This window comes from Dyella sp. AtDHG13 (genome assembly GCF_003201105.1).
GTDB lineage: Bacteria > Pseudomonadota > Gammaproteobacteria > Xanthomonadales > Rhodanobacteraceae > Dyella > Dyella jiangningensis_B.
Genome location: NZ_QICJ01000007.1, coordinates 129226 through 150051, shown reverse-complemented (window position 1 = coordinate 150051; position 20826 = coordinate 129226). Strand labels below are relative to the sequence as shown.

Annotated in this window: 19 protein-coding genes and 1 pseudogene; 15 read left to right on the top strand and 5 right to left on the bottom strand. The window is 65.3% G+C overall.

Translation table 11 applies throughout. The features are described from left to right. Nucleotides 1–8 precede the first annotated feature (8 nt). The 8 genes and pseudogenes from BDW41_RS13275 to tpx all read left to right on the top strand — a co-directional run bounded on the left by BDW41_RS13275 (nt 9) and on the right by tpx (nt 8157). Nucleotides 9–995, top strand: a complete 987-nt coding sequence (locus tag BDW41_RS13275; protein WP_074548722.1) for a fumarylacetoacetate hydrolase family protein — start codon at nt 9–11, stop codon at nt 993–995. 115 nt (nt 996–1110) lie between these two features. Then, a complete protein-coding gene (gene hemN, locus BDW41_RS13270) occupies nt 1111–2511 on the top strand; it encodes an oxygen-independent coproporphyrinogen III oxidase (protein ID WP_074548720.1) in 1401 nt (466 codons plus the stop codon). A 38-nt stretch (nt 2512–2549) separates the two neighbouring features. After that, nucleotides 2550–3289 (top strand): annotated as a pseudogene (locus BDW41_RS13265) (helix-turn-helix domain-containing protein). Nucleotides 3290–3397: 108 nt separating this feature from the next. Then, nucleotides 3398–4906 carry a copper-containing nitrite reductase gene (gene nirK, locus BDW41_RS13260; protein ID WP_074548718.1) on the top strand — a complete coding sequence of 503 codons (1509 nt, stop codon included), beginning with the start codon at nt 3398–3400 and terminating at the stop codon, nt 4904–4906. A gap of 10 nt (nt 4907–4916) precedes the next feature. Continuing rightward, entirely contained in the window at nt 4917–5675 is a 759-nt protein-coding gene (locus BDW41_RS13255) for a formylglycine-generating enzyme family protein (RefSeq protein WP_233496869.1), read from the top strand. Nucleotides 5676–5684: 9 nt separating this feature from the next. Beyond that, complete coding sequence (locus tag BDW41_RS13250) at nt 5685–6251, top strand: SCO family protein (protein ID WP_074548716.1); 567 nt, start codon at nt 5685–5687, stop codon at nt 6249–6251. A 33-nt stretch (nt 6252–6284) separates the two neighbouring features. Beyond that, nucleotides 6285–7511, top strand: a complete 1227-nt coding sequence (locus BDW41_RS13245) for an alginate export family protein (protein ID WP_074548714.1) — start codon at nt 6285–6287, stop codon at nt 7509–7511. Nucleotides 7512–7656: 145 nt separating this feature from the next. Further along, on the top strand, nt 7657–8157 hold the full coding sequence (gene tpx / locus BDW41_RS13240) for a thiol peroxidase (protein WP_074548712.1): 501 nt from the start codon (nt 7657–7659) through the stop codon (nt 8155–8157). A gap of 83 nt (nt 8158–8240) precedes the next feature. On the opposite strand, the gene gap is transcribed toward tpx, so the two are convergent. Beyond that, nucleotides 8241–9254 carry a type I glyceraldehyde-3-phosphate dehydrogenase gene (gap, locus tag BDW41_RS13235; protein ID WP_074548710.1) on the bottom strand — a complete coding sequence of 338 codons (1014 nt, stop codon included), beginning with the start codon at nt 9252–9254 and terminating at the stop codon, nt 8241–8243. Between the two features lie 189 nt (nt 9255–9443). Here gap and BDW41_RS13230 point away from each other — a divergent pair, with 189 nt between their 5' ends. The 5 genes from BDW41_RS13230 (at nt 9444) to BDW41_RS13210 (ending at nt 14453) form a co-directional block, all read left to right on the top strand. After that, the gene (locus BDW41_RS13230; protein ID WP_074548708.1) at nt 9444–9914 is read left to right on the top strand and encodes an OsmC family protein; all 471 of its coding nucleotides are present in this window, start codon (nt 9444–9446) and stop codon (nt 9912–9914) included. 71 nt (nt 9915–9985) lie between these two features. After that, the gene (locus BDW41_RS13225) at nt 9986–10795 is read left to right on the top strand and encodes a S1/P1 nuclease (RefSeq protein WP_074548706.1); all 810 of its coding nucleotides are present in this window, start codon (nt 9986–9988) and stop codon (nt 10793–10795) included. A 413-nt stretch (nt 10796–11208) separates the two neighbouring features. Next, complete coding sequence (gene pyk, locus BDW41_RS13220) at nt 11209–12681, top strand: pyruvate kinase (protein WP_074548704.1); 1473 nt, start codon at nt 11209–11211, stop codon at nt 12679–12681. Nucleotides 12682–12857: 176 nt separating this feature from the next. Beyond that, nucleotides 12858–13307: an energy transducer TonB gene (locus BDW41_RS13215; protein ID WP_074548702.1), complete on the top strand. Its 450-nt coding sequence runs from the start codon at nt 12858–12860 to the stop codon at nt 13305–13307. 138 nt (nt 13308–13445) lie between these two features. Continuing rightward, nucleotides 13446–14453 carry a class I fructose-bisphosphate aldolase gene (locus BDW41_RS13210; protein WP_074548700.1) on the top strand — a complete coding sequence of 336 codons (1008 nt, stop codon included), beginning with the start codon at nt 13446–13448 and terminating at the stop codon, nt 14451–14453. 75 nt (nt 14454–14528) lie between these two features. Here BDW41_RS13210 and BDW41_RS13205 read toward each other — a convergent pair whose 3' ends face one another. Both BDW41_RS13205 and BDW41_RS13200 read right to left on the bottom strand, forming a co-directional pair. Then, on the bottom strand, nt 14529–15143 hold the full coding sequence (locus tag BDW41_RS13205; protein ID WP_074548698.1) for an outer membrane beta-barrel protein: 615 nt from the start codon (nt 15141–15143) through the stop codon (nt 14529–14531). Nucleotides 15144–15361: 218 nt separating this feature from the next. Beyond that, nucleotides 15362–15973, bottom strand: coding sequence for an outer membrane beta-barrel protein (locus tag BDW41_RS13200; RefSeq protein ID WP_074548696.1), 612 nt, complete (start codon nt 15971–15973; stop codon nt 15362–15364). A gap of 253 nt (nt 15974–16226) precedes the next feature. Here BDW41_RS13200 and tkt point away from each other — a divergent pair, with 253 nt between their 5' ends. Continuing rightward, the gene (gene tkt, locus BDW41_RS13195; protein WP_074548694.1) at nt 16227–18230 is read left to right on the top strand and encodes a transketolase; all 2004 of its coding nucleotides are present in this window, start codon (nt 16227–16229) and stop codon (nt 18228–18230) included. Between the two features lie 18 nt (nt 18231–18248). Continuing rightward, nucleotides 18249–18908, top strand: a complete 660-nt coding sequence (locus tag BDW41_RS13190) for a DinB family protein (protein WP_233496868.1) — start codon at nt 18249–18251, stop codon at nt 18906–18908. 34 nt (nt 18909–18942) lie between these two features. Here BDW41_RS13190 and BDW41_RS13185 read toward each other — a convergent pair whose 3' ends face one another. Both BDW41_RS13185 and BDW41_RS13180 read right to left on the bottom strand, forming a co-directional pair. After that, nucleotides 18943–19575, bottom strand: coding sequence for an HAD hydrolase-like protein (locus tag BDW41_RS13185; protein ID WP_074548690.1), 633 nt, complete (start codon nt 19573–19575; stop codon nt 18943–18945). Beyond that, a complete protein-coding gene (locus tag BDW41_RS13180; RefSeq protein ID WP_074548688.1) occupies nt 19575–20753 on the bottom strand; it encodes a phosphoglycerate kinase in 1179 nt (392 codons plus the stop codon). Before BDW41_RS13180 ends, BDW41_RS13185 begins: the two co-directional genes overlap by 1 nt. Nucleotides 20754–20826 lie beyond the last annotated feature (73 nt).

Sequence of the window (20826 nt, the reverse complement as noted above, 5' to 3'; positions counted from 1 at the left end):
AGCAAAGCATGAAACTGGGTTCACTGAAGGAAGGCGGTCGCGATGGCACCCTGATCGTCGTCAACCGCGCGCTGACGCAGGCCGTCAAGGCCACCGGCATTGCGCCGACGCTGCAGGCGGCGCTGGACGACTGGTCGAGCGCCGCGCCGCGCCTCAATGCGCTGTACGAGGAACTGAACGCCGGCAACGCCAAGGGCGCGTTCGCGCTCGACATGGCTGCGCTGGCGGCGCCGCTGCCGCGTGCCTATGAGTTCGTCGACGGCAGCGCCTACCTGCCGCACGTCGAACGCGTGCGTCGCGCGCGTGGTGCCGAAGTGCCGGAATCCTTCTACGTCGATCCGCTGATGTACCAGGCGACCAGCGCCGGCTTCCTCGGTCCGCGCGATCCGGTGGTGGTGCCGAGCGAGGACTACGGCATCGACCTGGAAGCCGAAGTGGTGGTGATCACCGACGACGTGCCGATGGCGGTGACGCCAGCGCAGGCAGCCGGGCATATCCAGCTGATCGGCCTGGTCAACGACGTGTCGTTGCGCAACCTGATCCCGGGCGAGCTCGCCAAGGGTTTCGGCTTTCTGCAGTCCAAGCCGCGTTCCGCGCTGTCGCCGGTATTCGTGACGCCAGACGAGCTGGGCGACGCATGGAAGGACGAAAAGCTGCACCTGCCGATGCGTACCTGGCTCAATGGCCAGTGGTTCGGCGAAGCGGAATGCGGCGTGGACATGCAGTTCAACTTCGCGCAGCTGGTGGCGCACGCCGCCAAGTCGCGTCCGCTGACGGCGGGTACTATCGTCGGTTCGGGCACCATCGCCAACGAGGACACCAGCAAGGGCGCCTCGTGCCTGGCGGAGCAGCGCACGGTGGAAACGCTGCGCGACGGCAAGCCGTCCACGCCGTTCCTGTCGTTCGGCAACAGCCTGCGCATCGACGTCACCGATGCCTCGGGCGCATCCATTTTCGGCGCCATCGAGCAGACCATCGCGCCGCTCAAGAAGTAAGCCGCTTCGCTGAAACCGTGGGCATGGTCGAGCCGGCCCACGGTTTCAAGCGGATTGTCGCAGGGCTTTGACGGGCATCAGGCTTGTAGTTCGATGCCGCGGCGATACTCCGCGCATGCGTACGAACACCATCGTTCCGGAATTCGATCCCGCACTCGTTGCCCGTTACGATGTGCCCGGTCCACGCTATACGAGCTACCCGACGGCACCGCAGTTCCATGCGGGCTTTGACGAGGCCGCCTTCCGCGCGGCGGCGACGGCTTCCAACGAGGCGGCCGCGCCCCGGCCTCTGTCGCTCTATGTGCATGTGCCGTATTGCTTCAGCCCGTGCTTCTACTGCGGCTGCACGCGCGTCATCACGCGGGACGTCAACCGCGCCGATCACTATCTCGACGTGCTGCGGAGGGAGATCGCGCTGACGGGATCCTTGTTCGACCGCGATCGCCCGCTGCTGCAACTCCATCTGGGCGGCGGTACGCCCAACTTTCTCGATGCGCCGCGCATGGCACGGCTGGTGGCTGCTCTCGAAGGGCATTTCTCGTATCGCCGCGATGGCGTTCGAGAGTACGGCATCGAGATCGATCCGCGGTATGCGGATGCGCGCTATGTGCGCGATATCGCGGCGCTGGGTTTCAACCGACTGTCGGTAGGCATTCAGGATTTCGATCCCGCGGTGCAGGCCGCCGTCAACCGCATCCAGAGCGTGGCGCAGACGCGCGCTGTGATCGACGCGGCACGCGATGCCGGTTACGGCTCGGTGAGCGTGGACCTGATCTATGGCCTGCCGCGCCAAACACTGGAGGGATTCCAGCGCACGCTGGAACAGGTCATCGCGTTGGCGCCCGACCGCGTGGCCGTTTACGGCTACGCGCATCTGCCACACCTGTTCAAGGCGCAGCGGCAGATCAACGGGGGCGAGCTGCCGGATGCCGCCGCGCGCCTGGCTTTGTTCGGCGCTGCCTTCCGCGCCTTGTGCGAGGCCGGCTACGTCTACGTGGGCATGGACCATTTCGCGCGCGCCGATGACGAGCTGGTCCGTGCGCAACGGGCGGGCACGTTGCAGCGCAATTTCCAGGGTTACTCCACCCATGGCGATTGCGACATCGTCGGCCTGGGCGTCAGCGCCATCAGCCGCGTCGGCGATACCTATAGCCAGAACGCACGCGACCTCGCCGGCTACGAGGCTGCCTTGGCCGCGGGCCGACTTCCAGTAAGTCGCGGCTTATGCCTGAGCGATGACGATCGACTGCGCCGTGCAGTGATCGGCGAGCTGATGTGCCACGGGTTGATCGACATGGCGCGTTTCGAGGAAGACAACGGGTTCCGATTCGAGGACGCCTTCGCACCGGAGCTGAAGCGCCTGGGTGCATGCGTGGACGATGGCCTGGTTGAGCTGGATGAAGCCAGCATCCGTGTCACACCACGCGGGCGGCTCCTGCTGCGCAACGTCGCCATGTGCTTCGACGCCTATCTGGGCACATCACCGGACACGCCGCGCTATTCACGCACGATCTGACGACGACGCGCATGATCGACGGTAATGATCTTCAGGCCATGAACGGGGCCGCTGCGGCGGTGTGTCTGCCGGACGATGGCGACAGCCTGCGCTTCTGCAGTGCCTGCGCGTTCTCCCAGACCTGTCTTTCCGTGGGCTATGGCAAGGCGGAGCTTGCCCAGCTGCATTGCCTGGTTGAGCACGTGGGCCCTCTTCGCGCAGGTGCGTATGCGTTCCGCATGGGCGATCCTTTTCGCGCGATTTATGCGGTGCGGTCGGGCATGGTGAAGACCTGCGCATTCGATGCCGATGGCCGCGAGCAGGTGCTTGGCTTCCATCTGCCGGGCGAAGTGGTGGGGCTCAATGGCATTTATCCCGACCGGCTTCCGTGCGATGCCGTGGCGCTCGAATCGACCCAGTTCTGCCGGTTCTCGTTCCCCGCCATGAGTGCGCTGGCGACACGCTGCCTGCCTTGCAGTACCACCTGTTCCGACTACTCAGCAAGGAACTGGGCACCGCCGCGCAGCTGGCGGCGGATCATTCGGCGGACGAGCGCGTCGCCGCTTTTCTGATTGACCTTGGGGAGCGTTACGCGGCGCGCGGATTTTCCGGCACGCACTTTCGCCTGAGCATGTCACGCAGCGACATCGCCAACTATCTGCGGCTCGCACCGGAAACCGTGACCCGCGCGCTGGGGCGCTTGCGCAGCCAGGGCATCATCGAGATCGACGGTCGTGCGGTGATCCTGCGCGATGACGTCTCGCTGCGCGCGCAAGCGGGTGGACGCGCGTCTCCCTGATCGTGGCGCATTGACGCAGCGGCCGTGCAACGTCTTCCAGACTGACTTTCGTCAAACCCGAAATCCACGTGCTCCCTAGTCTGTCGAGGTAAATCCAGGGAGCGTTACATGTCGCGTCTGATACCTCTCGTGCTTCTGGCCGCGGGCCTGTTGCCCGTCAACCTCATCGCCGCTGACGGCAAGGCCGCTGCGGCGCCCGCAGTCGCAGCGAATGGCGCAGCGGTGCCCGGTGATCTAGGGCCGCCGCAAGGCGAGCCCATCCATGCGCTGCTGGGCGTTCCTCCCCACGTGCCGCCGCCGATCCATCGCAACTATCCCGCCAAGGTGATCGTGGAGCTGGAAGTCATCGAGAAGGAGATGCCGATATCCGAAGGCGTCACCTACACGTACTGGACGTTTGGCGGCACCGTGCCTGGCAGTTTCATCCGCGTGCGCCAGGGCGACACGGTGGAGTTCCATCTGAAGAACGCACCCGACAACAAGATGCCGCACAACATCGACCTGCACGGCGTCACCGGACCGGGCGGCGGCGCGGCATCCAGTTTCACCGCGCCGGGGCACGAATCGCAGTTCACGTTCAAGGCGCTCAACGCGGGACTCTACGTCTATCACTGCGCGACCGCGCCGGTGGGCATGCACGTGGCCAACGGCATGTACGGCTTGATCCTGATCGAGCCGCCTGAAGGCTTGTCCACCGTGGATCACGAGTACTACGTGATGCAGGGCGACTTCTACACCACGGGCAAGTACCGCGAGAAAGGCCATCAACCGTTCGACATGGATGCGGCCATCGCAGAGCGCCCGACGTATGTGTTGTTCAACGGACGAGAAGGCGCGTTGACCGGCGATCATGCGCTGAGTGCGAAGGTGGGTGAAACGGTGCGCCTGTTCGTGGGCAATGGCGGACCGAACCTGGTGTCGAGCTTCCACGTCATCGGTGAGATCTTCGACAAGGTCTATTACGAGGGCGGCACGCACGCGCAGGAAAACGTGCAGACCACGCTCATTCCCGCCGGTGGCGCCATGATGGCCGAGTTCCGTGTGGACGTGCCGGGCACTTACGTGCTGGTGGATCATTCGATCTTCCGCGCCTTCAACAAGGGCGCGCTGGGCATGCTGAAAGTGGAGGGACCGACCAATAAGGCCATCTATTCCGGCAAGGAAGTGGACTCCGTATATCTGGGCGACCGCGCGGGCGACAACCTCCACGCGGTCGCCGTGGCGGCGAAGGCCAACGCCAGCGGCACGCTGAGCAAGGAGGAACAGGTCAAGGCCGGCCAGCAGTTGTTCGAGGGCACGTGTTCGGTCTGTCACCAGGGCAGCGGCGAAGGCATGGCAGGCGTGTTTCCGCCGCTGGCCAAGTCGGACTATCTGGCGAAGCTCGCCAAGGAGAAGCTCATTTCCATTCCGCTGCATGGGCTCACGGGCGCGATCACCGTCAACGGCAAGGACTACAACTCCGTGATGCCGCCGATGGCACAACTCACGGATGACGAGGTGGCTAACATCCTGACCTATGTGCTCAACAGCTGGGGCAATCCCGGCGGGCAGGTGAGCAAGGAAGAGGTGGGCAAGGTTCGCGCGCAGCCCGCGGCGGCTGGCGGCGAAGCGCACTGAGGTCGCTCGCGTGCGCTTCGCGGTATTTCTTGGTGCCATGCTGGGTGGCGTCGCCGCGATGGCGGCGGACTATGTGCCGCTGCCCGGCGGGACGTTCAACAGCGTGTTGCCGGCGGACGGGCAGAACGCACCCGCGCGCATCGCGCCGTTCGCCATGCGCGCGGAGCCGGTGACGAACGCGGAGTACCTCGCCTTCGTGCGGACGCATACGGCATGGAGCAAGGATCAGGTTCCTGCTTTATTCGCGGATGGCGCCTATCTCTCGCATTGGGCAGGCGCCTTGTCGCTGGGCGATGCGGTGCTCGCCGATCAACCGGTGACGGAAGTGAGCTGGTTTGCCGCCCGCGCCTACTGCGAGGGCGAGGACGCGAGGCTTCCGACGTGGTACGAGTGGGAAGTCGCGGCCGCCGCCGATGCGCATCGCACGGATGCACGCGCCGACCCCGCCTGGCGCCAGAGCGTGCTGGATTGGTACGGGCGGCCGTCGTCTGCGCCGTTGGCCCCGGTCGGTGGTGCGGCCAACGTATATGGCCTACGTGACCTCAATGGTCTCGTGTGGGAATGGGTGGACGATTTCAATGCGCTGCTGGTGAGCGCGGACAGCCGCGAGCAGAACGGCGCCGACAAGGCCCGGTTCTGCGGTGCCGCCGCGCTCACCCTGCAGCAGAAGGAAAACTACGCGACGTTGATGCGCGTCGCGATGCTGTCCGCGCTGAAGGCATCGGATACCACGCGAAACCTGGGCTTCCGCTGCGTCCGTTCACTCTGAGGAATCAACATGAAGCGATGGTTTCTGTGTCTTCTGCTGCTGGTCTTCGCAAGCGGAGCGTTCGGCGGCAACGCGCTGCCAGGCGATTCGGTCTATCAGTTCAACGCGCCGCTGGTGGATCAGGACGGCCACGCCTGGCACTGGGCCGACCGGCGCGGTCACGTGCAGATTGTTTCGATGTTCTACACCTCGTGCACGATGGTCTGTCCCCTGATCGTCGACACCATGAAAATCACCGCGCAAGCGGCGGCCGAGAAGAACGATGCCCGGCTCGGCCTGCTGCTGGTGAGCTTCGATCTCGCCCGCGATACGGCAGGCGTGCTGCACGGCTACGCGCTGCGTCGCGGGCTTTCACCTGCGCAATGGACCTTGGCGCGCGCTGACGTGGACGACACGCGGAAGATCGCGGCAATGCTCGGCCTGCAATACCGACAACTGCCGGATGGCGATTTCAATCATTCCAGCGAACTGGTGCTGCTCGATGCGGAAGGCCGCATCGTGGCCCGCACGAACGTGATTGGCCGCGTGGATGCCGAGTTTGTGCATGCGGTGAGGAAAGCGCTGGCGGAAAAGTAAGCGCACCTCGGTAGTTCTCGGCGGGAGTCGTTCTTGAAATTTGTACCGTGTTTCTTCGCGGGTATCGCGCTGGCCTTGTTCGGGTCATCCGCTGCGGCGCTCGCCCAATCCTCCGGTGCTTCCGGCAACGGCCTGCAACTGGAATGGAATGCCCGCCTGCGCCACGAGCAGGTGGATAGCGCGGCGTATGCGCCGCACGCTTACGCCGATACGCTGCGACTGAGGTTGGGTATTCGCAGCGAGGTGGGTCATGGCTGGAGCTACTTCGTGGAAGGCGCCGGCACGGCGAGTGCCGGCGATCACTACAACAGCGGCGCGAACGGACAAGCGCAGTACCCATCCATCACCGATCCCAAGGGCGCCGAGCTCAATCAGGCCTGGCTCGCGTGGCAGGGGGACGCAGCGAGCGCCAAGGCAGGGCGACAGGAAGTGGCGCTGGATAACCAGCGCTGGGTGGGTACGGTTGCGTGGCGACAGTTCGAACAGACCTTCGATGCCGTCGCGTTGCGGTGGAAGGCCGGCGCCCGTTGGGTTTTCAGCTATGACTGGCTCGATCGCGTGAATCGCGTGGCCGGCCCGGACGCGATCAACCCGCTGGCCCGGCATCGTGACCTCAACACTCATCTGCTGCACGGTGCCTGGAGCCGCGGACAGCAGCAGGTGGTCGGTTACGCCTATCTGCACAAGGACAAGGACGTCGCCACGGCTTCCACCGCCACCTATGGCGTGCGCTGGATAGGCAAGCCCGCGGCCGAGGGAGGCTTTGGGTGGAGCGTGGAAGGCGCACGCCAGTACGACTATGCCAACAATCCGCAGCGCTTCGCCAACAACTACTGGCTGGCGGAACCGTCATGGACGGCCTGGGGCATCACGGGCAAGCTGGGTTGGGAGTTCCTGGGCGGCGATGGCCGCCATGCCCTGCAAACGCCGCTCGCCAGCCTGCATGCCTTCAATGGCTGGGACGACCAGTTCGCCGTGACTCCGGCGGCGGGCCTGCAGGACTATTACGCGGCGTTCAACGGGCCGCTGGGGGCGTCGGGATTGGCTAGGCAGTTCAGTTGGGTAGTCGCCTATCACGAATTTCGCGCCGTGCGCGGCAGTGTGCGTTATGGCAGCGAATGGGATGCCTCGTTGTCCTATGCGTTGGTGCCGGGACTGAACGCCATGCTCAAGGCGGCTGACTATCGCGCCGACCGATATGGCCGCGACGACACCAAGCTGTGGCTGCAGCTGGAGTGGGTGGGTAAGCAGCCGCTATAGATCCGCCAACAGAGCCTCGCAACCCTGTACGATCATCATCCCCGCTTTCGCGGAAATGACGATCAAGCGCGGATAGCGAGCAGAACCATCGTGTTTCCCGTGCCCGCCGTGGTCTACTTAAGGACCCCATCCAACGAGGTGTCCCATGTCCCAAGTCACGCTGAAAGGCAATCCGGTCCAGGTCGATGGCCATTTCCCCGCCAAGGGTGAGGCCGCGCCTGCTTTCTCGCTGGTCGGCAAGGACCTGAGCGATGTGACGCTCGCCAGCTTTGACGGCAAGCGCAAGGTGCTGAATATTTTCCCCAGCATCGACACGCCCACCTGCGCCACCTCGGTGCGCCGCTTCAATGAGAAGGCGAGCCAGCTCGATAACGCCGTGGTGCTGTGCATCTCCGCCGACCTGCCGTTCGCGCAGGCGCGCTTCTGCGGCGCCGAAGGCCTGAGCAACGTCGTCACGCTCTCCACCCTGCGCGGCCACGACTTCCTCAAGAACTATGGCGTGGCCATCGCGTCGGGTCCGCTGGCCGGCCTCGCGGCGCGCGCCGTGGTGGTGCTGGATGGCCAGAACAAGGTCGTGCACAGCGAAATGGTCGGCGAGATCGCCAACGAGCCGAACTACGACGCGGCGCTCGCGGCGCTCGGTTAAGCGGCGCAAGGCAAGCTTCGCCGCGCCGACATGAAAAAAGCCGGGCTAAGCCCGGCTTTTTTCGTTTGCTGTGTCGGCGTGGCTTACTTGGCCGCCATCAGCGCAACCGTCATGTCGAGCATGCGGTTGGAGAAGCCCCACTCGTTGTCGTACCACGACAGCACCTTCACCAGCGTGCCTTCCATGACGCGCGTCTGCGTGGCGTCATAGGTGGACGAGGCCGGGTTGTGGTTGAAGTCGATCGACACCAGCGGCTGGGTGTTGACGGCAAGGATGCCCTTCAGCGGGCCGTTGGCGGCTTCGCTGATGACCTTGTCGATTTCTTCCTTGGTGGTCGGGCGGGCGGCGTCGAACACCAGGTCCACCACCGACACGTTGATGGTCGGCACGCGCATGGCGAAACCGTCCAGCTTGCCGTTGAGCTCCGGCAACACCAGGCCCACCGCGGCGGCGGCGCCGGTCTTGGTCGGGATCTGCGAGTGCGTGGCCGAACGGGCGCGGCGCAGGTCGGAGTGATAGACGTCCGTCAGCACCTGGTCGTTGGTGTAGGCGTGGATGGTGGTCATCAGGCCGCGCTGGATGCCGATCTTCTCGTGCAGCACCTTGGCCAGCGGAGCGAGGCAGTTGGTGGTGCACGACGCGTTGGAGATCACTTCCAGCTTGGAAGTGAGCTTGTCGTCGTTCACGCCGATGACGAAGGTGCCGTCCACGTCCTTGTCGCCGGGGGCGGAGATGATCACCTTCTTGGCGCCGGCGGCGAGGTGCGCGCTGGCCTTGGCCTTGGAGGTGAACAGGCCCGTGCATTCCAGCACCACGTCGACGCCCAGGGCGCCCCACGGCAGCTTGGACGGATCGCGCTCGGCGCAGACCTTGATGCGGTCGCCGTTGACGATCAGATCGCCGCCGTCCACGGACACGGTGCCCGGGAACTTGCCGTGTGCGGTGTCGTACTGGGTCAGGTGCGCATTGGTCTCGGCATTGCCGAGGTCATTGATCGCAACGATCTGGATCTCGTTGGTGCGACCGGCTTCGTACAGCGCGCGCAGAATGTTGCGGCCGATGCGACCGTAACCGTTGATGGCGACCTTGATGGCCATGGGACAGCGTCCTCCTGTGAGGTGACGGACAATGGCGGCTGTGGGACCGCCGTAAAACCGTCATTTTAGCCTGAACCCGCCTGCAGCTCCCATCCATTCGCGGATCACCCGGACGGGGCTGTTCAGCGGACGCCAGAAGCGCTTGAATCGGCTTTTCTTTCGGGCGCCCCGGCCCAGCAGGAGATTGGCGTGAGCGAGACAGAACAGAGCTTTGGGATCACCCTCGAGCAGGTGTCGGACTATGAGTTCCGCGTGCGCTTCGACGACACGCCCATTCCCGACCTGATCACGGACGAAGGCTCGCCGCTGGGCCGCGACGCCGGTCCCAACCCCTCGCGCATGCTGGCCACGGCGGTGGCCAACTGCCTGGCGGCCAGCCTGCTGTTCGCCTTGCGCAAGTACAAGAACGCACCGGGCACCCTGGGCGCCAAGGCCAGGCTCACGCTGAACCGCAACGAGCACGGCCGCCTGCGCATCACCCATATCGGCGTGGACCTGCAACTGGCGGACAAGGCCGAGATGCTCGAACACCTCGATCGCGTGCTCGCCCAGTTCGAGGACTTCTGCATCGTCACGCAGAGCGTGCGCCAGGGCATCAAGGTGGATGTGAGCCTGCACGATGGCGAGGGCAAGGCGCTGTCCATTCCCGGCGAAGCGTGAGCATTGCTGGCGCGAACCTGTCATGAGACCGTGGCAGACTTGATCGTTTCCCTGCCAAGAACCGCCGCATCATGTCACTACCGCGCCGAACCATTGCCGCCGCCCTCCTCAGCCTCGCCCTGGCGCCCGCCGTGCACGCATGGGGCCAGCTTGGCCACAGCATCGTGGCCGACCTGGCCCAGCGCCACCTGAGCCCGGCGGCCGAGGCGGAAGTGGAGCGCCTGCTGGCGCCGGAGCACACCAAGTCGCTGGCCGACATCGCCAGCTGGCCGGACGAGATCCGCAACGATCCCACCAAGGACGCGCTGTGGAAGCAGACCAGCGGCCTGCACTACATCAACTTCATATCGGGCGACTGCAACTACACGCCGCCGCGCGACTGCAAGGGCGACCGCTGCGTGGTCGCCGGCATCGATCACTACGTGAAGATCCTTGGCGACAAGAGCCAGCCGGATGCGGCGCGGCTGGAGGCGCTGAAGTTCGTCGTCCACTTCATCGGCGACGAGCACCAGCCCCTGCACGCCGGTTCGCGCGACGACAAGGGCGGCAACGAATACCAGGTGCAGTTCAACGACAAGGGCACCAACCTGCACAGCGTGTGGGACTCGGGCCTGCTCAAGACCACCGGCCTGGACTACAAGGCCTACGCGGACAAGCTGGAAGGGCAGGGCACGGTGACCTTGCCCGCGCCGATTCCGCCGTATGACAACGCCTACGCGCAATGGGCCGAGGAGTCGTGCGCGATCTCGCGCGACATCTACCCCAATGGCCACAAGATCGACCAGGCCTATGTGGACAAGGAACTGCCGGTGGCCGAACTGCGCCTGCGCGAAGCCGGCCGCCGCCTGGCCGAAGTGCTCAACCTGACGCTCTCGCATTGACGACACCCTTGTCGCGCCAACGGCGCGGCGAGGAAGGTTGCATCCGTCGTGGCGGGCCGGCTCTGCGTGGGTCGGTCCGCTTTTTTTCGTCGCCATTTTGTTGCATTGCGACAACGAAATGCCGCCGGCGCCGCGCCCTTTGCCAGGTCGATTTTCGCGCGGCTGTCCACCGGCCCGGCGAAAGCGTCGAGTGGATTGGAAGATGGCTGGTCATGACACCAGTGTTTGGACGTCCATGCGCTTGATAAGCAGACCAGTGTTTTGCGTAGAGTCCATGTCTGCGGCGAACGGCAATACCAGTCGCCTCATCTGGTTCGCATGCCAGATGCAGTCCACTTGAGTGGCATGGATGGCGCGCAAAATGCTTGCAAAAACCCTCTGGACCGCACGCGTGGTTTTGCTAGTCTCGAAGTATGACTACTGAAAATCCGCTGCGCCGCACAAAAATCGTCGCCACCCTCGGTCCCGCCACCGACGTGCCTGGCATGCTCGAAAAAATCATCGCCGAGGGCGTGGACGTGGTTCGCCTGAACCTCTCCCACGGCCAGCCGGACGACCATCGTGCCCGCGCCACGGCCGTGCGCGATGTCGCGACGAAACTGGGCCGCGAGGTCGGCGTGCTGGCCGATCTGCAGGGTCCCAAGATCCGCGTCGAGAAATTCGCCAACGGCCCGGTGGAGCTTCGCGTCGGCGACAAGTTCGTGCTCGATTGCAGCCCGAACGCGCCGCTGGGCGACGCCACGCGCGTGGGCGTCAGCTACCACGACCTGCCCAAGGACGTGGCGCCCGGCGACGTGCTGCTGCTCGATGATGGCCTCGTCGCGCTCACCGTCGACGCGGTGGTCGGCGCGGAAATCCATTGCACGGTGCTGGTCGCCGGCAAGCTGTCCGACCGCAAGGGCCTCAACCGCCAGGGCGGCGGCCTTTCCGTGGATGCGCTGTCGGACAAGGACAAGGCCGACATCAAGCTCGCTGCGGAAATCGGTTGCGACTTCCTCGCCGTCTCCTTCGTGCGTTCAGCGGCCGACATGAACCTGGCGCGCCGCCTGCTGGAAGAGGCCGGCGGCAAGGCCTCGCTGGTGGCCAAGATCGAGCGCGCCGACGCCATTCCGGTGCTGGGCGAAATCATCGACGCGTCCGACGTGGTGATGGTGGCGCGCGGCGACCTGGGCGTGGAGATCGGCGACGCCGAGCTGCCCGGCCTGCAGAAGAAGATCATCCGCGAATCGGTGCAGCGCAATCGTGCCGTCATCACCGCCACGCAGATGCTGCAGTCGATGGTGCGTTCGCCCATCCCGACCCGCGCGGAAGTGATGGACGTGGCCAACGCCGTCATCGACGGCACCGACGCCGTGATGTTGTCGGAGGAATCCGCCGCCGGCGCGCACCCGGACAAGGCCGTGGCCGCGCTGCGCCGCATCTGCCTGGGCGCCGAGCGCCAGTTCGAGCCCAAGGAAGATCCCGCGACCCAGGGCCACCACCTGGACCGCACCGACCAGGCCATCGCGCTGGCCGCCATGCTGCTGGCCAGCCAGCTCGGCGTGCGCGCCATCGTGGCGTTGACCGAGTCGGGCGCCACGGCGCAATGGCTCTCGCGCTACCGCAGCGCGGTGCCCATCTACGCGCTGTCGCCGTTCGACGATGCGCGGCGCCGCATGTCCATCTTCCGCGACGTGACGGCGGTGAAGTTCACCCACGTGTCGCAGACCACCGCCGGCTCGGCCCGCGACGCCGTGCGCCAGCTCTTCATCGAAGGCAAGCTGGTGGAAGGCGACCGCGTGGTGCTGACCCACGGCGACCACATCGGCCAGGGCGGCGGCACCAACACCCTCAAGCTGCTCTCGGTGGGCGCCGAGGGCGTGGTCGAGTGCCTGCGGGATCTCTGAGCAAGTCGCGTTGAGTCGCCATCGTCCGTCGACCCGGTGTGGGCCGGGGCGGCGGGCGATGGCGCTCCGTCGCGCGGCGTTTTCGCGCACGGCCATGGGGCTCACGCCTTCGTCGCCCGGGCCGCGGTATCGCTAGAATCGGCGCACCGTCCCCGACCACGAGCAGGAGGTTTTCCATGAACACGAAGTCACGTCGCCTGGCCCAGGCACTGGTGCTGGCATTGGCCACGGCGGGCGCGGCGCCCTTGCTCGCGCAGTCGCACGAGCGCATGGTCGGGCCCGAGCAGATCCAGTCCTACTGGATCATGCTCAACACCAAGGTCGACGCCGATGTGCCCAACAGCGGCCGCAACATGGACAAGCCCGGCTGCGTGGCGGTGAGCTACATGATCGGTTCGGACGGCATCCCGCAGAACGTCACGGTGCGCAAGGTCGTGCCGCAGAGCGACCTGGACGCCGTGGCCAAGAGCGTGGTGAGCAACTTCCGCTACGGCCCGGCGCTGAAGAACAACACGCACGAGCCGGTGAGCACGTACTACATCGTGCCGTTCAACCTGCCGACCGACCCGGCCCAGCGCCAGTCCATCATCAACGCCTGCAAGCTGCCGGGCTACGACCAGGCCTGAAGCCCCTCAGCGGGCCGTTCAGGGCCCTCTCCGGACCCCGGACGGCCGCTTGGCCTATAATCGCGGCCTTTCAGCCTCCGCCCCACCGGGGCGGCATCACCTTGTGCGGCCCACACCGCCTAAGTATCCGGAGTTGTCATGAGCATCGAAGATCTCGAAAGCGTTGCCCTCGCTATGGTTGCGCCCGGCAAGGGCATCATCGCCATCGACGAGTCGACCAACACCATCAAGAAGCGTTTCGAGGCCGTTGGCATCGACAACACCGAAGAGAACCGTCGCGCCTACCGTGAGCTGCTGCTCACCGCGCCGGGCCTGAACGAGCACATCTCCGGCGCCATTCTGTACGACGAGACCATCCGCCAGTCGACCAAGGACGGCGTGCCGTTCACCACGGTGATGAAGAAGAACGGCATCATCCCGGGCATCAAGGTCGACAAGGGCCCCGTGCCGCTGGCCGGCTTCCCGGGCGACGTGGTGACCGAGGGCCTCGACGGCCTGCGCGAGCGCCTCGCCGAATACGTGAAGCTGGGCGCCCAGTTCGCCAAGTGGCGCGCGGTGATCAACATCTCCGAGGACAACCCGTCCTCCACCGCCATCGAAGCCAACTGCCACGCGCTGGCTCGCTACGCCGCGCTGTGCCAGGAAGCCGGCCTGGTGCCGATGGTCGAGCCGGAAGTGATCATGGATGGCGACCACAGCATCGAAGTCAGCTACGAAGTGCACGAGGCCGTGCTGCGCAGCCTGTTCAACGCGCTGTACGAGCAGAACGTGATGCTGGAAGGCACCATCCTGAAGGTCAGCATGGTCATCCCGGGCAAGGAAGCGGATGAGCAGGCCGAGGTCGAGGAAGTCGCCGAAGCCACCGTGCGCGTGCTCAAGACCACCGTGCCGGCCACGCTGCCGGGCATCGTGTTCCTCTCCGGCGGCCAGACCGACGAGCAGTCCACCGCCCACCTCAACGCCATGAACCGCATGGGCCCGCACCCGTGGCCGCTGTCGTTCTCCTATGGCCGCGCCATGCAGCAGGCCGCACTCAAGCTGTGGTCCAAGGACATGAAGGCGAACTACGCCGAAGCGCAGAAGACCGTGCTGGCTCGCGCCAAGGACAACGGCCTCGCCGCGCTGGGTCAGTGGAACGCCAAGTAAGCGCATCCTCTTGCCAGCCGTAAAAGAAAACGGGCGCCTCGCGGCGCCCGTTTTTGTTTCGCGTCGATCGAGCTATCAGAAGCGATATTCCGCAGTGAGCGACAGCGCGTCGGTCGAGCGGACGCCGAAAGCACCCTTGCTCATGTCGGCCTTGTAGTAATCGTAGGCCAGGCCAAGGCTGAAGTTCTGATTGAAGTCGTAGCCGACACCCGTGCCGACGTACCAGTTGACGCCGCTGTAGCTGTGACGGGCCAGATCGTCGTCGTAGCTATGGCTGCTCCAGCCATAGGCACCGGCGCGGCCGCTCCAGTACAGGCCCTGCCAGAGATTGATCCTGCCGTTGACGCCGAGGGTCCAGCCCTGCAGGTTCTGGTTGCCCGTGAACGTACCCACGTTGGTGTTGACGACCGGGTAGTTGATGTTGCCCATGTAGTTGTAGCCCACCTCGACGCCAAAGCCGAGATCCGGGCCGACCTTCCAGCGGTAGCCGCCGTTGAGGCCGTAGACGGTGGGATGCTTGGAGTACGGGTGATCGGCCATGTGGCCTTCGCCCGCGTTGGCGTTGACGAACCAGTTGCCGCTGCCCACCTGCTGATCGGGCTGGTAATTGCCTTCGGTCGTCTGTGCGGACAGGGGAAGTGCGATGAGGCCGGCCGTGGCCAGCGCAAGGGCTGCAACCATCTTTTTCATGAGGAACATTCCATTTGGGGTATCGGGGTTCGATTCCCGAACGGCTGCAAGTCCCAGGGTGGTCGTGCCCGTTCGGTCGGGTCAGAGAGGTTAGACCGCGATGCCCGGAGGGTCCTTCGGAATGCTCTTGATTCGTACTGCGGCAACGTCTTGTTTTGCGCGGCAAAAAGAAAACGGGCGCCTTGCGGCGCCCGTTCTCGTTTCGCACAACCGATGGATCAGAAGCGGTATTCCGCGCTGACGCTGTACAGGTTGGTCGGCAGGTGGATGTTCTTGTCGCTCTGGCTGCCGTCGTAGTAGTCCCAGTTCAGGCCGACGCTGAAGTTCTTGTTGATGTTGTAGCCCGCGCCCAGACCAGCGTAGTAGCGGGTGCTGTTGAAGTTGACGTTCTGCGGGTTGAACTTGTCGTCGGTCAAGCCCGAGCCCTTGGCGAAGAAAGCGCCGCCGCGGACTTCGCCGTACCAGTTCGGGCTGAAGCTGTAGCGCAGGTTCAGGCCGGCGGTGGCGCCCTGCAGCTTGGACTGGCCGTTGTTGCCGTTGTAGTTGGCGTAGTTCTGGGTGTACGCGCCACGCGCGTCGGCACGGCCCAGGTAGACATAACCCACTTCCGCGCCCAGCGAGGTGTCCGGGTTGATCGCAAAGCGGTAGCCACCCTTCACGCCGCCGGCAAAGCTGCCGTTGTCATAGGGGCCCTTCTGGACCTGGGCGTAGCCGGCGTTGGCGCCGACGTACCAGCCCTGCTGGGCATTGCCAGTTTCCTGGGCGAAAGCCGCCGGAACAGCGGCAAGACCGGCCGTAGCCAGGGCGAGGGCAAGAATGGTGTTCTTCATGGGGTTTCCTCTTCGTCTTATTGGGCCAGTCCGCGTCTTCCGGGGGTTCGGTGTTGCGCGGCTGGGCACCTCGTGCCGACGGTGCTGATCCTTAGATGGGTAAGAGGCCTCTGAGTTTCAATACCGGTTAGTCCACTATTAAGGTGTTGTTAACCTTTCACGTCATTCAGGGAGCGCACCGGATTGGCGACAGGGTGGTGCGGGATCGGCGACAATAGCGGCTTTTATGGCCGCCTTTCCCGGAGACCCCTAGATGACAACCCGTCGCGAACTCGCCAACGCCGTGCGCGCCCTCGCCATGGACGCCGTGGAGCAGGCCAATTCCGGCCACCCGGGCATGCCCATGGGCATGGCGGATATCGCCGAGGTGCTGTGGAACGATTTCCTCCAGCACAACCCGACCAATCCGAAGTGGTTCAATCGCGACCGTTTCGTGCTCTCCAATGGCCACGGCTCGATGCTGCAGTACGCGCTGCTGCACCTGACCGGCTACGACCTGCCGATGGATCAGCTCAAGCGCTTCCGCCAGCTGCATTCCCGCACCGCCGGCCATCCGGAAGCCAGCGAAACCCCAGGCGTGGAAACCACCACCGGCCCGCTGGGCCAGGGCCTGGCCAACGCGGTGGGTTTCGCGCTGGCGGAAAAGGTGCTCGCCGACCATTTCAACCGCCCCGGTCACGAGATCGTCAACCACCACACCTATGTGTTCCTGGGTGACGGCTGCCTGATGGAAGGCATCTCGCACGAAGTCGCTTCGCTGGCCGGTACGTGGAAGCTCGGCAAGCTGGTCGCCATCTACGACGACAACGGCATTTCCATCGACGGCGAAGTGCATGGCTGGTTCACCGACAACACGCCGGAGCGCTTCGAGGCCTATGGCTGGAACGTGATCCGCGGCGTGGATGGCCACGATGCCGAGGCCATCAAGAAGGCCATCACGGCGGCCACCAGCCAGTCGGACAAGCCCACGCTGATTTGCGCGCGCACCATCATCGGCTTCGGCGCGCCGCACAAGCAGGGCAAGGAAGAAAGCCACGGCGCCGCCCTGGGCAAGGACGAAGTCGCCGCCGCGCGCGATGCGCTGGACTGGCGCTACGCCCCGTTCGAGATTCCCGCCGAGATCTACGCCGGCTGGGATCACAAGAAAGCCGGCGCCGAGCGCGAGCAGAAGTGGCACGACGCGGTCGCCAAGTACACAGCTGCGTTCCCGGAGCTGGCGGCCGAATTCAACCGCCGCGTGTCCGGTGAGCTGCCGTCCGACTGGGCGCAGAAGTCGCAGGCCTATGTCGAGAAGATGCAGGCCGACGGCCCCACGGTCGCCTCGCGCAAGGCTTCGCAGATGGCCATCGAAGCGTTTGCGCCGCTGCTGCCGGAACTGATCGGCGGTTCGGCCGACCTGGCCGGCTCCAACCTCACCAAGTGGTCGGGCAGCGTGGATGCCGGCAACGGCCACAACCCGAAGGGCAACTACGTCTATTACGGCGTGCGCGAGTTCGGCATGTCCGCCATCGCCAACGGCCTGGCGCTGCATGGCGGCTTCATTCCGTACGACGCAACGTTCCTGGTGTTCTCCGACTATGCGCGCAACGCCGTGCGCATGAGCGCGCTGATTCCGGCGCACGCCATCCACGTGTACACGCACGACTCGATCGGCCTGGGCGAAGACGGCCCGACCCATCAGCCGGTGGAGCACCTCGCCTCGCTGCGCTACATCCCGAACAACCAGGTGTGGCGTCCGTGCGATGCGGTGGAAACCGCCGTGTCGTGGAAGGCCGCCATCGAGCGCAAGGGCAACCCGGCGTGCCTGGTGTTCTCGCGCCAGAACCTCAAGCACCAGCAGCGCAGCGCCCAGCAGGTGGCCGACATCACGCGCGGCGCCTACGTGCTGTCTGATCCGCAGGACACCAAGTTCAAGGCCATTCTGATCGCCACCGGCTCGGAAGTGGAGCTGGCGATGGAAGCGGCCCGCACGCTGGCGCAGCAGAACGTGCCGGTGCGCGTGGTGTCCATGCCGTGCACGGAAGTGTTCGATGCGCAGCCGCTGGAATACCGCGAAGCGATCCTGCCGGGCTGGTGCCGCGCGCGCGTGGCGGTGGAAGCAGCCACGTCCGACTTCTGGCGCAAGTACGTCGGCCTCGATGGCGAGGTGGTCGGCATGACAACGTTCGGTGCGTCGGCGCCGGCGCCGCAGCTGTTCGAGCACTTCGGTTTCACCGTGGCCCACGTGGTCGATGCGGTGAAGCGCGTGATCGGCTAAGCCGTCAGCGACAGTAGTGTGAAAAAGCCGCGGCTCGCCGCGGCTTTTTCTTTGCGCACCGTTCCATCCGGCAGGCGACGGGAGCGATCGCCGGCGCTAGGCTGGGTACTTTCGCCGCAGGCCCATCCCATGACCACTCATGTTCCGACGCGCCGCGACCACGTGCGGCAAATGGCTGCCTACAATCGCTGGATGAACGATAAAGTCTACGCGGCGGCGGCGACGCTGGCGCCGGAAGAGATCATGGCGGACCGCGGCGCGTTCTTCGGCTCCGTCCACGGCACGCTCACTCACATCGCCGTTGCCGACATGATCTGGCTGCAGCGCTTTGCCGATCATCCGGCCCGCCATGCGGCACTCGATCCGGTGCGCGGGTTGCCCATCCAGCGTGATCTGGCCGCGCAGCCGTTTGGCGATCTCGCATCGCTCACCGCGCATCGGCGCTTTCTCGACGGTGTGATAAGCGCTTGGGCCGATGCGGTGACCGAGGAGGATCTGGATCACGCGCTGGCCTACGCGAACACGCGCGGCGAGCGCTTCCGCAAGCCGTATTTCTATCTGATCATGCATTTCTTCAATCACCAGACCCATCATCGTGGTCAGGTGACGACCTTGCTCACGCAGGCGAGCGTGGACGTGGGGGCGACGGATCTATCGGGCTTGATCGCCACCGTCTGAACCGGCGGCGATCCACATTCCCTCGACGGGAAGGTCAGGCGGCCAGCAGTCCGGCGAGATGCTCGGGGTCGCGCGCCAATGCATGCGCGCCGGCCTTTTCCAGCTCCGCCTGGCTGCCAAAACCCCACAGCACGCCAATGCCCGGCACGCGATTGGCCACGGCGCCATCGATGTCGAAGTGGCGGTCGCCGATCATCACCGTCTGTTCCGGCGATGCTCCGAAATCGGCCAGCGCGGCGGCAATCATCGAGGCCTTCTCGCTGTGCGGGCTGGACGGGTCCGGTCCGTACAGGCGCGCGAACGCACTGCCGAAGGGCAGGTGTTCGATGATCGGGCGCGCATGCCGCTCGGGTTTGCTGGTGACCACGGCCAGCGTGTGGCCGGCCGACTGCAGCCGGCCGATCATCGCTTCGATGCCCGGATACACCGTGTGCTCGCGCCAACCGATGGCGTGGAAGCGCTGGTGGTAGTACTCCACCGCCAGCTCGATGCGATCGTGATCGTGGTCGAGCAAGGGCGCGAAGCTGTGGCGCAGCGGCGGACCGATCCAGTGGCGCATCTCGGCGGGATGTTCCACGCCCAGCTGCGTCAGCGCGTGGCGGACGCAGCCCAGGATGCCGATTTCCGAATCGATCAGCGTGCCGTCAAGGTCGAACAGGCAAAGCATTACTTGCCCGCGCGCGCCTTGAGGGCGGCCACGGCCGGCAGTTCCTTGCCTTCCAGGAATTCGAGGAAGGCGCCGCCACCGGTGGAGATGTACGAGACATCCTTCTCGATGCCGTACTTCTCGACGGCGGCCAGCGTGTCGCCGCCACCGGCGATGGAGAACGCCGGGGAAGCCGCGACCGCGCGCGCCAGGGTTTCGGTGCCATGGCCGAAGGCGTCGAACTCGAACACGCCCACCGGGCCGTTCCACACGACCGTGCCGGCCTTGGCGATCATCTCGGCGTAGCGCTTGGCGGTCTCGGGGCCGATGTCCAGGATCATCTCGCCTTCCTTCACCTGATCCACCGGCTTCACCGTGGCGGGTGCGTGGGCGGAGAACTCCGGCGCCACCACCACGTCAACCGGCACCGGCACGTCCGCGTTGCGGCGCTTGGCGTCGGCCATGACCTTCTTGGCGGCGGGGATGAGATCCGGCTCGTACAGCGAGTTACCGACCTGGTAACCCATGGCGGCGATAAAGGTGTTGGCGATACCGCCGCCCACGATCAGCTGGTCCACCTTGCCGATCAGGTTCTCGAGCAGGGTGAGCTTGGTGGAGACCTTGGAGCCGGCCACGATGGCCAGCAGCGGGCGGGCCGGGTGTTCCAGCGCCTTGCCCAGCGCGTCCAGTTCGGCGGAGAGCAGCGGGCCGGCGGCGGCGATGGGAGCGTACTTGATCACGCCGTGCGTGGAGGCCTGCGCGCGGTGCGCGGTGCCGAAGGCGTCCATGACGAACACGTCGCACAGCGCGGCGTACTTCTTCGACAGCGCCTCGTCGTCCTTGCCTTCGCCCACGTTCATGCGGCAGTTCTCGAGCACCACCACTTCGCCGTCGGCCACCTCGACACCGTCGAGATAATCGGCCACCAGGCGCACCGGCTGGCCGAGCTTGTCGCTCAGCCACTTGGCGACCGGCGCCAGCGAGGATTCGGCATCGAACTGGCCTTCCTTCGGGCGGCCCAGGTGCGAGAGCACCATCACCTTGGCGCCGGCCTCGCGGGCGGCCTTGATGGTGGGCAGGGAGGCGTCGAGGCGCTGGGTGGAGGTGATGTGGCCGTTCTCGATCGGCACGTTCAGGTCTTCGCGGATAAGCACGCGCTTGCCGCGCAGATCAAGATCGCTCATGCGGGTAACGGACACGGCGGAACTCCCTTGCTTGGATTCATGGAATGCGGACGCCCGCGGGCGCGAATCGCCTATTGTCCTGCCCGGT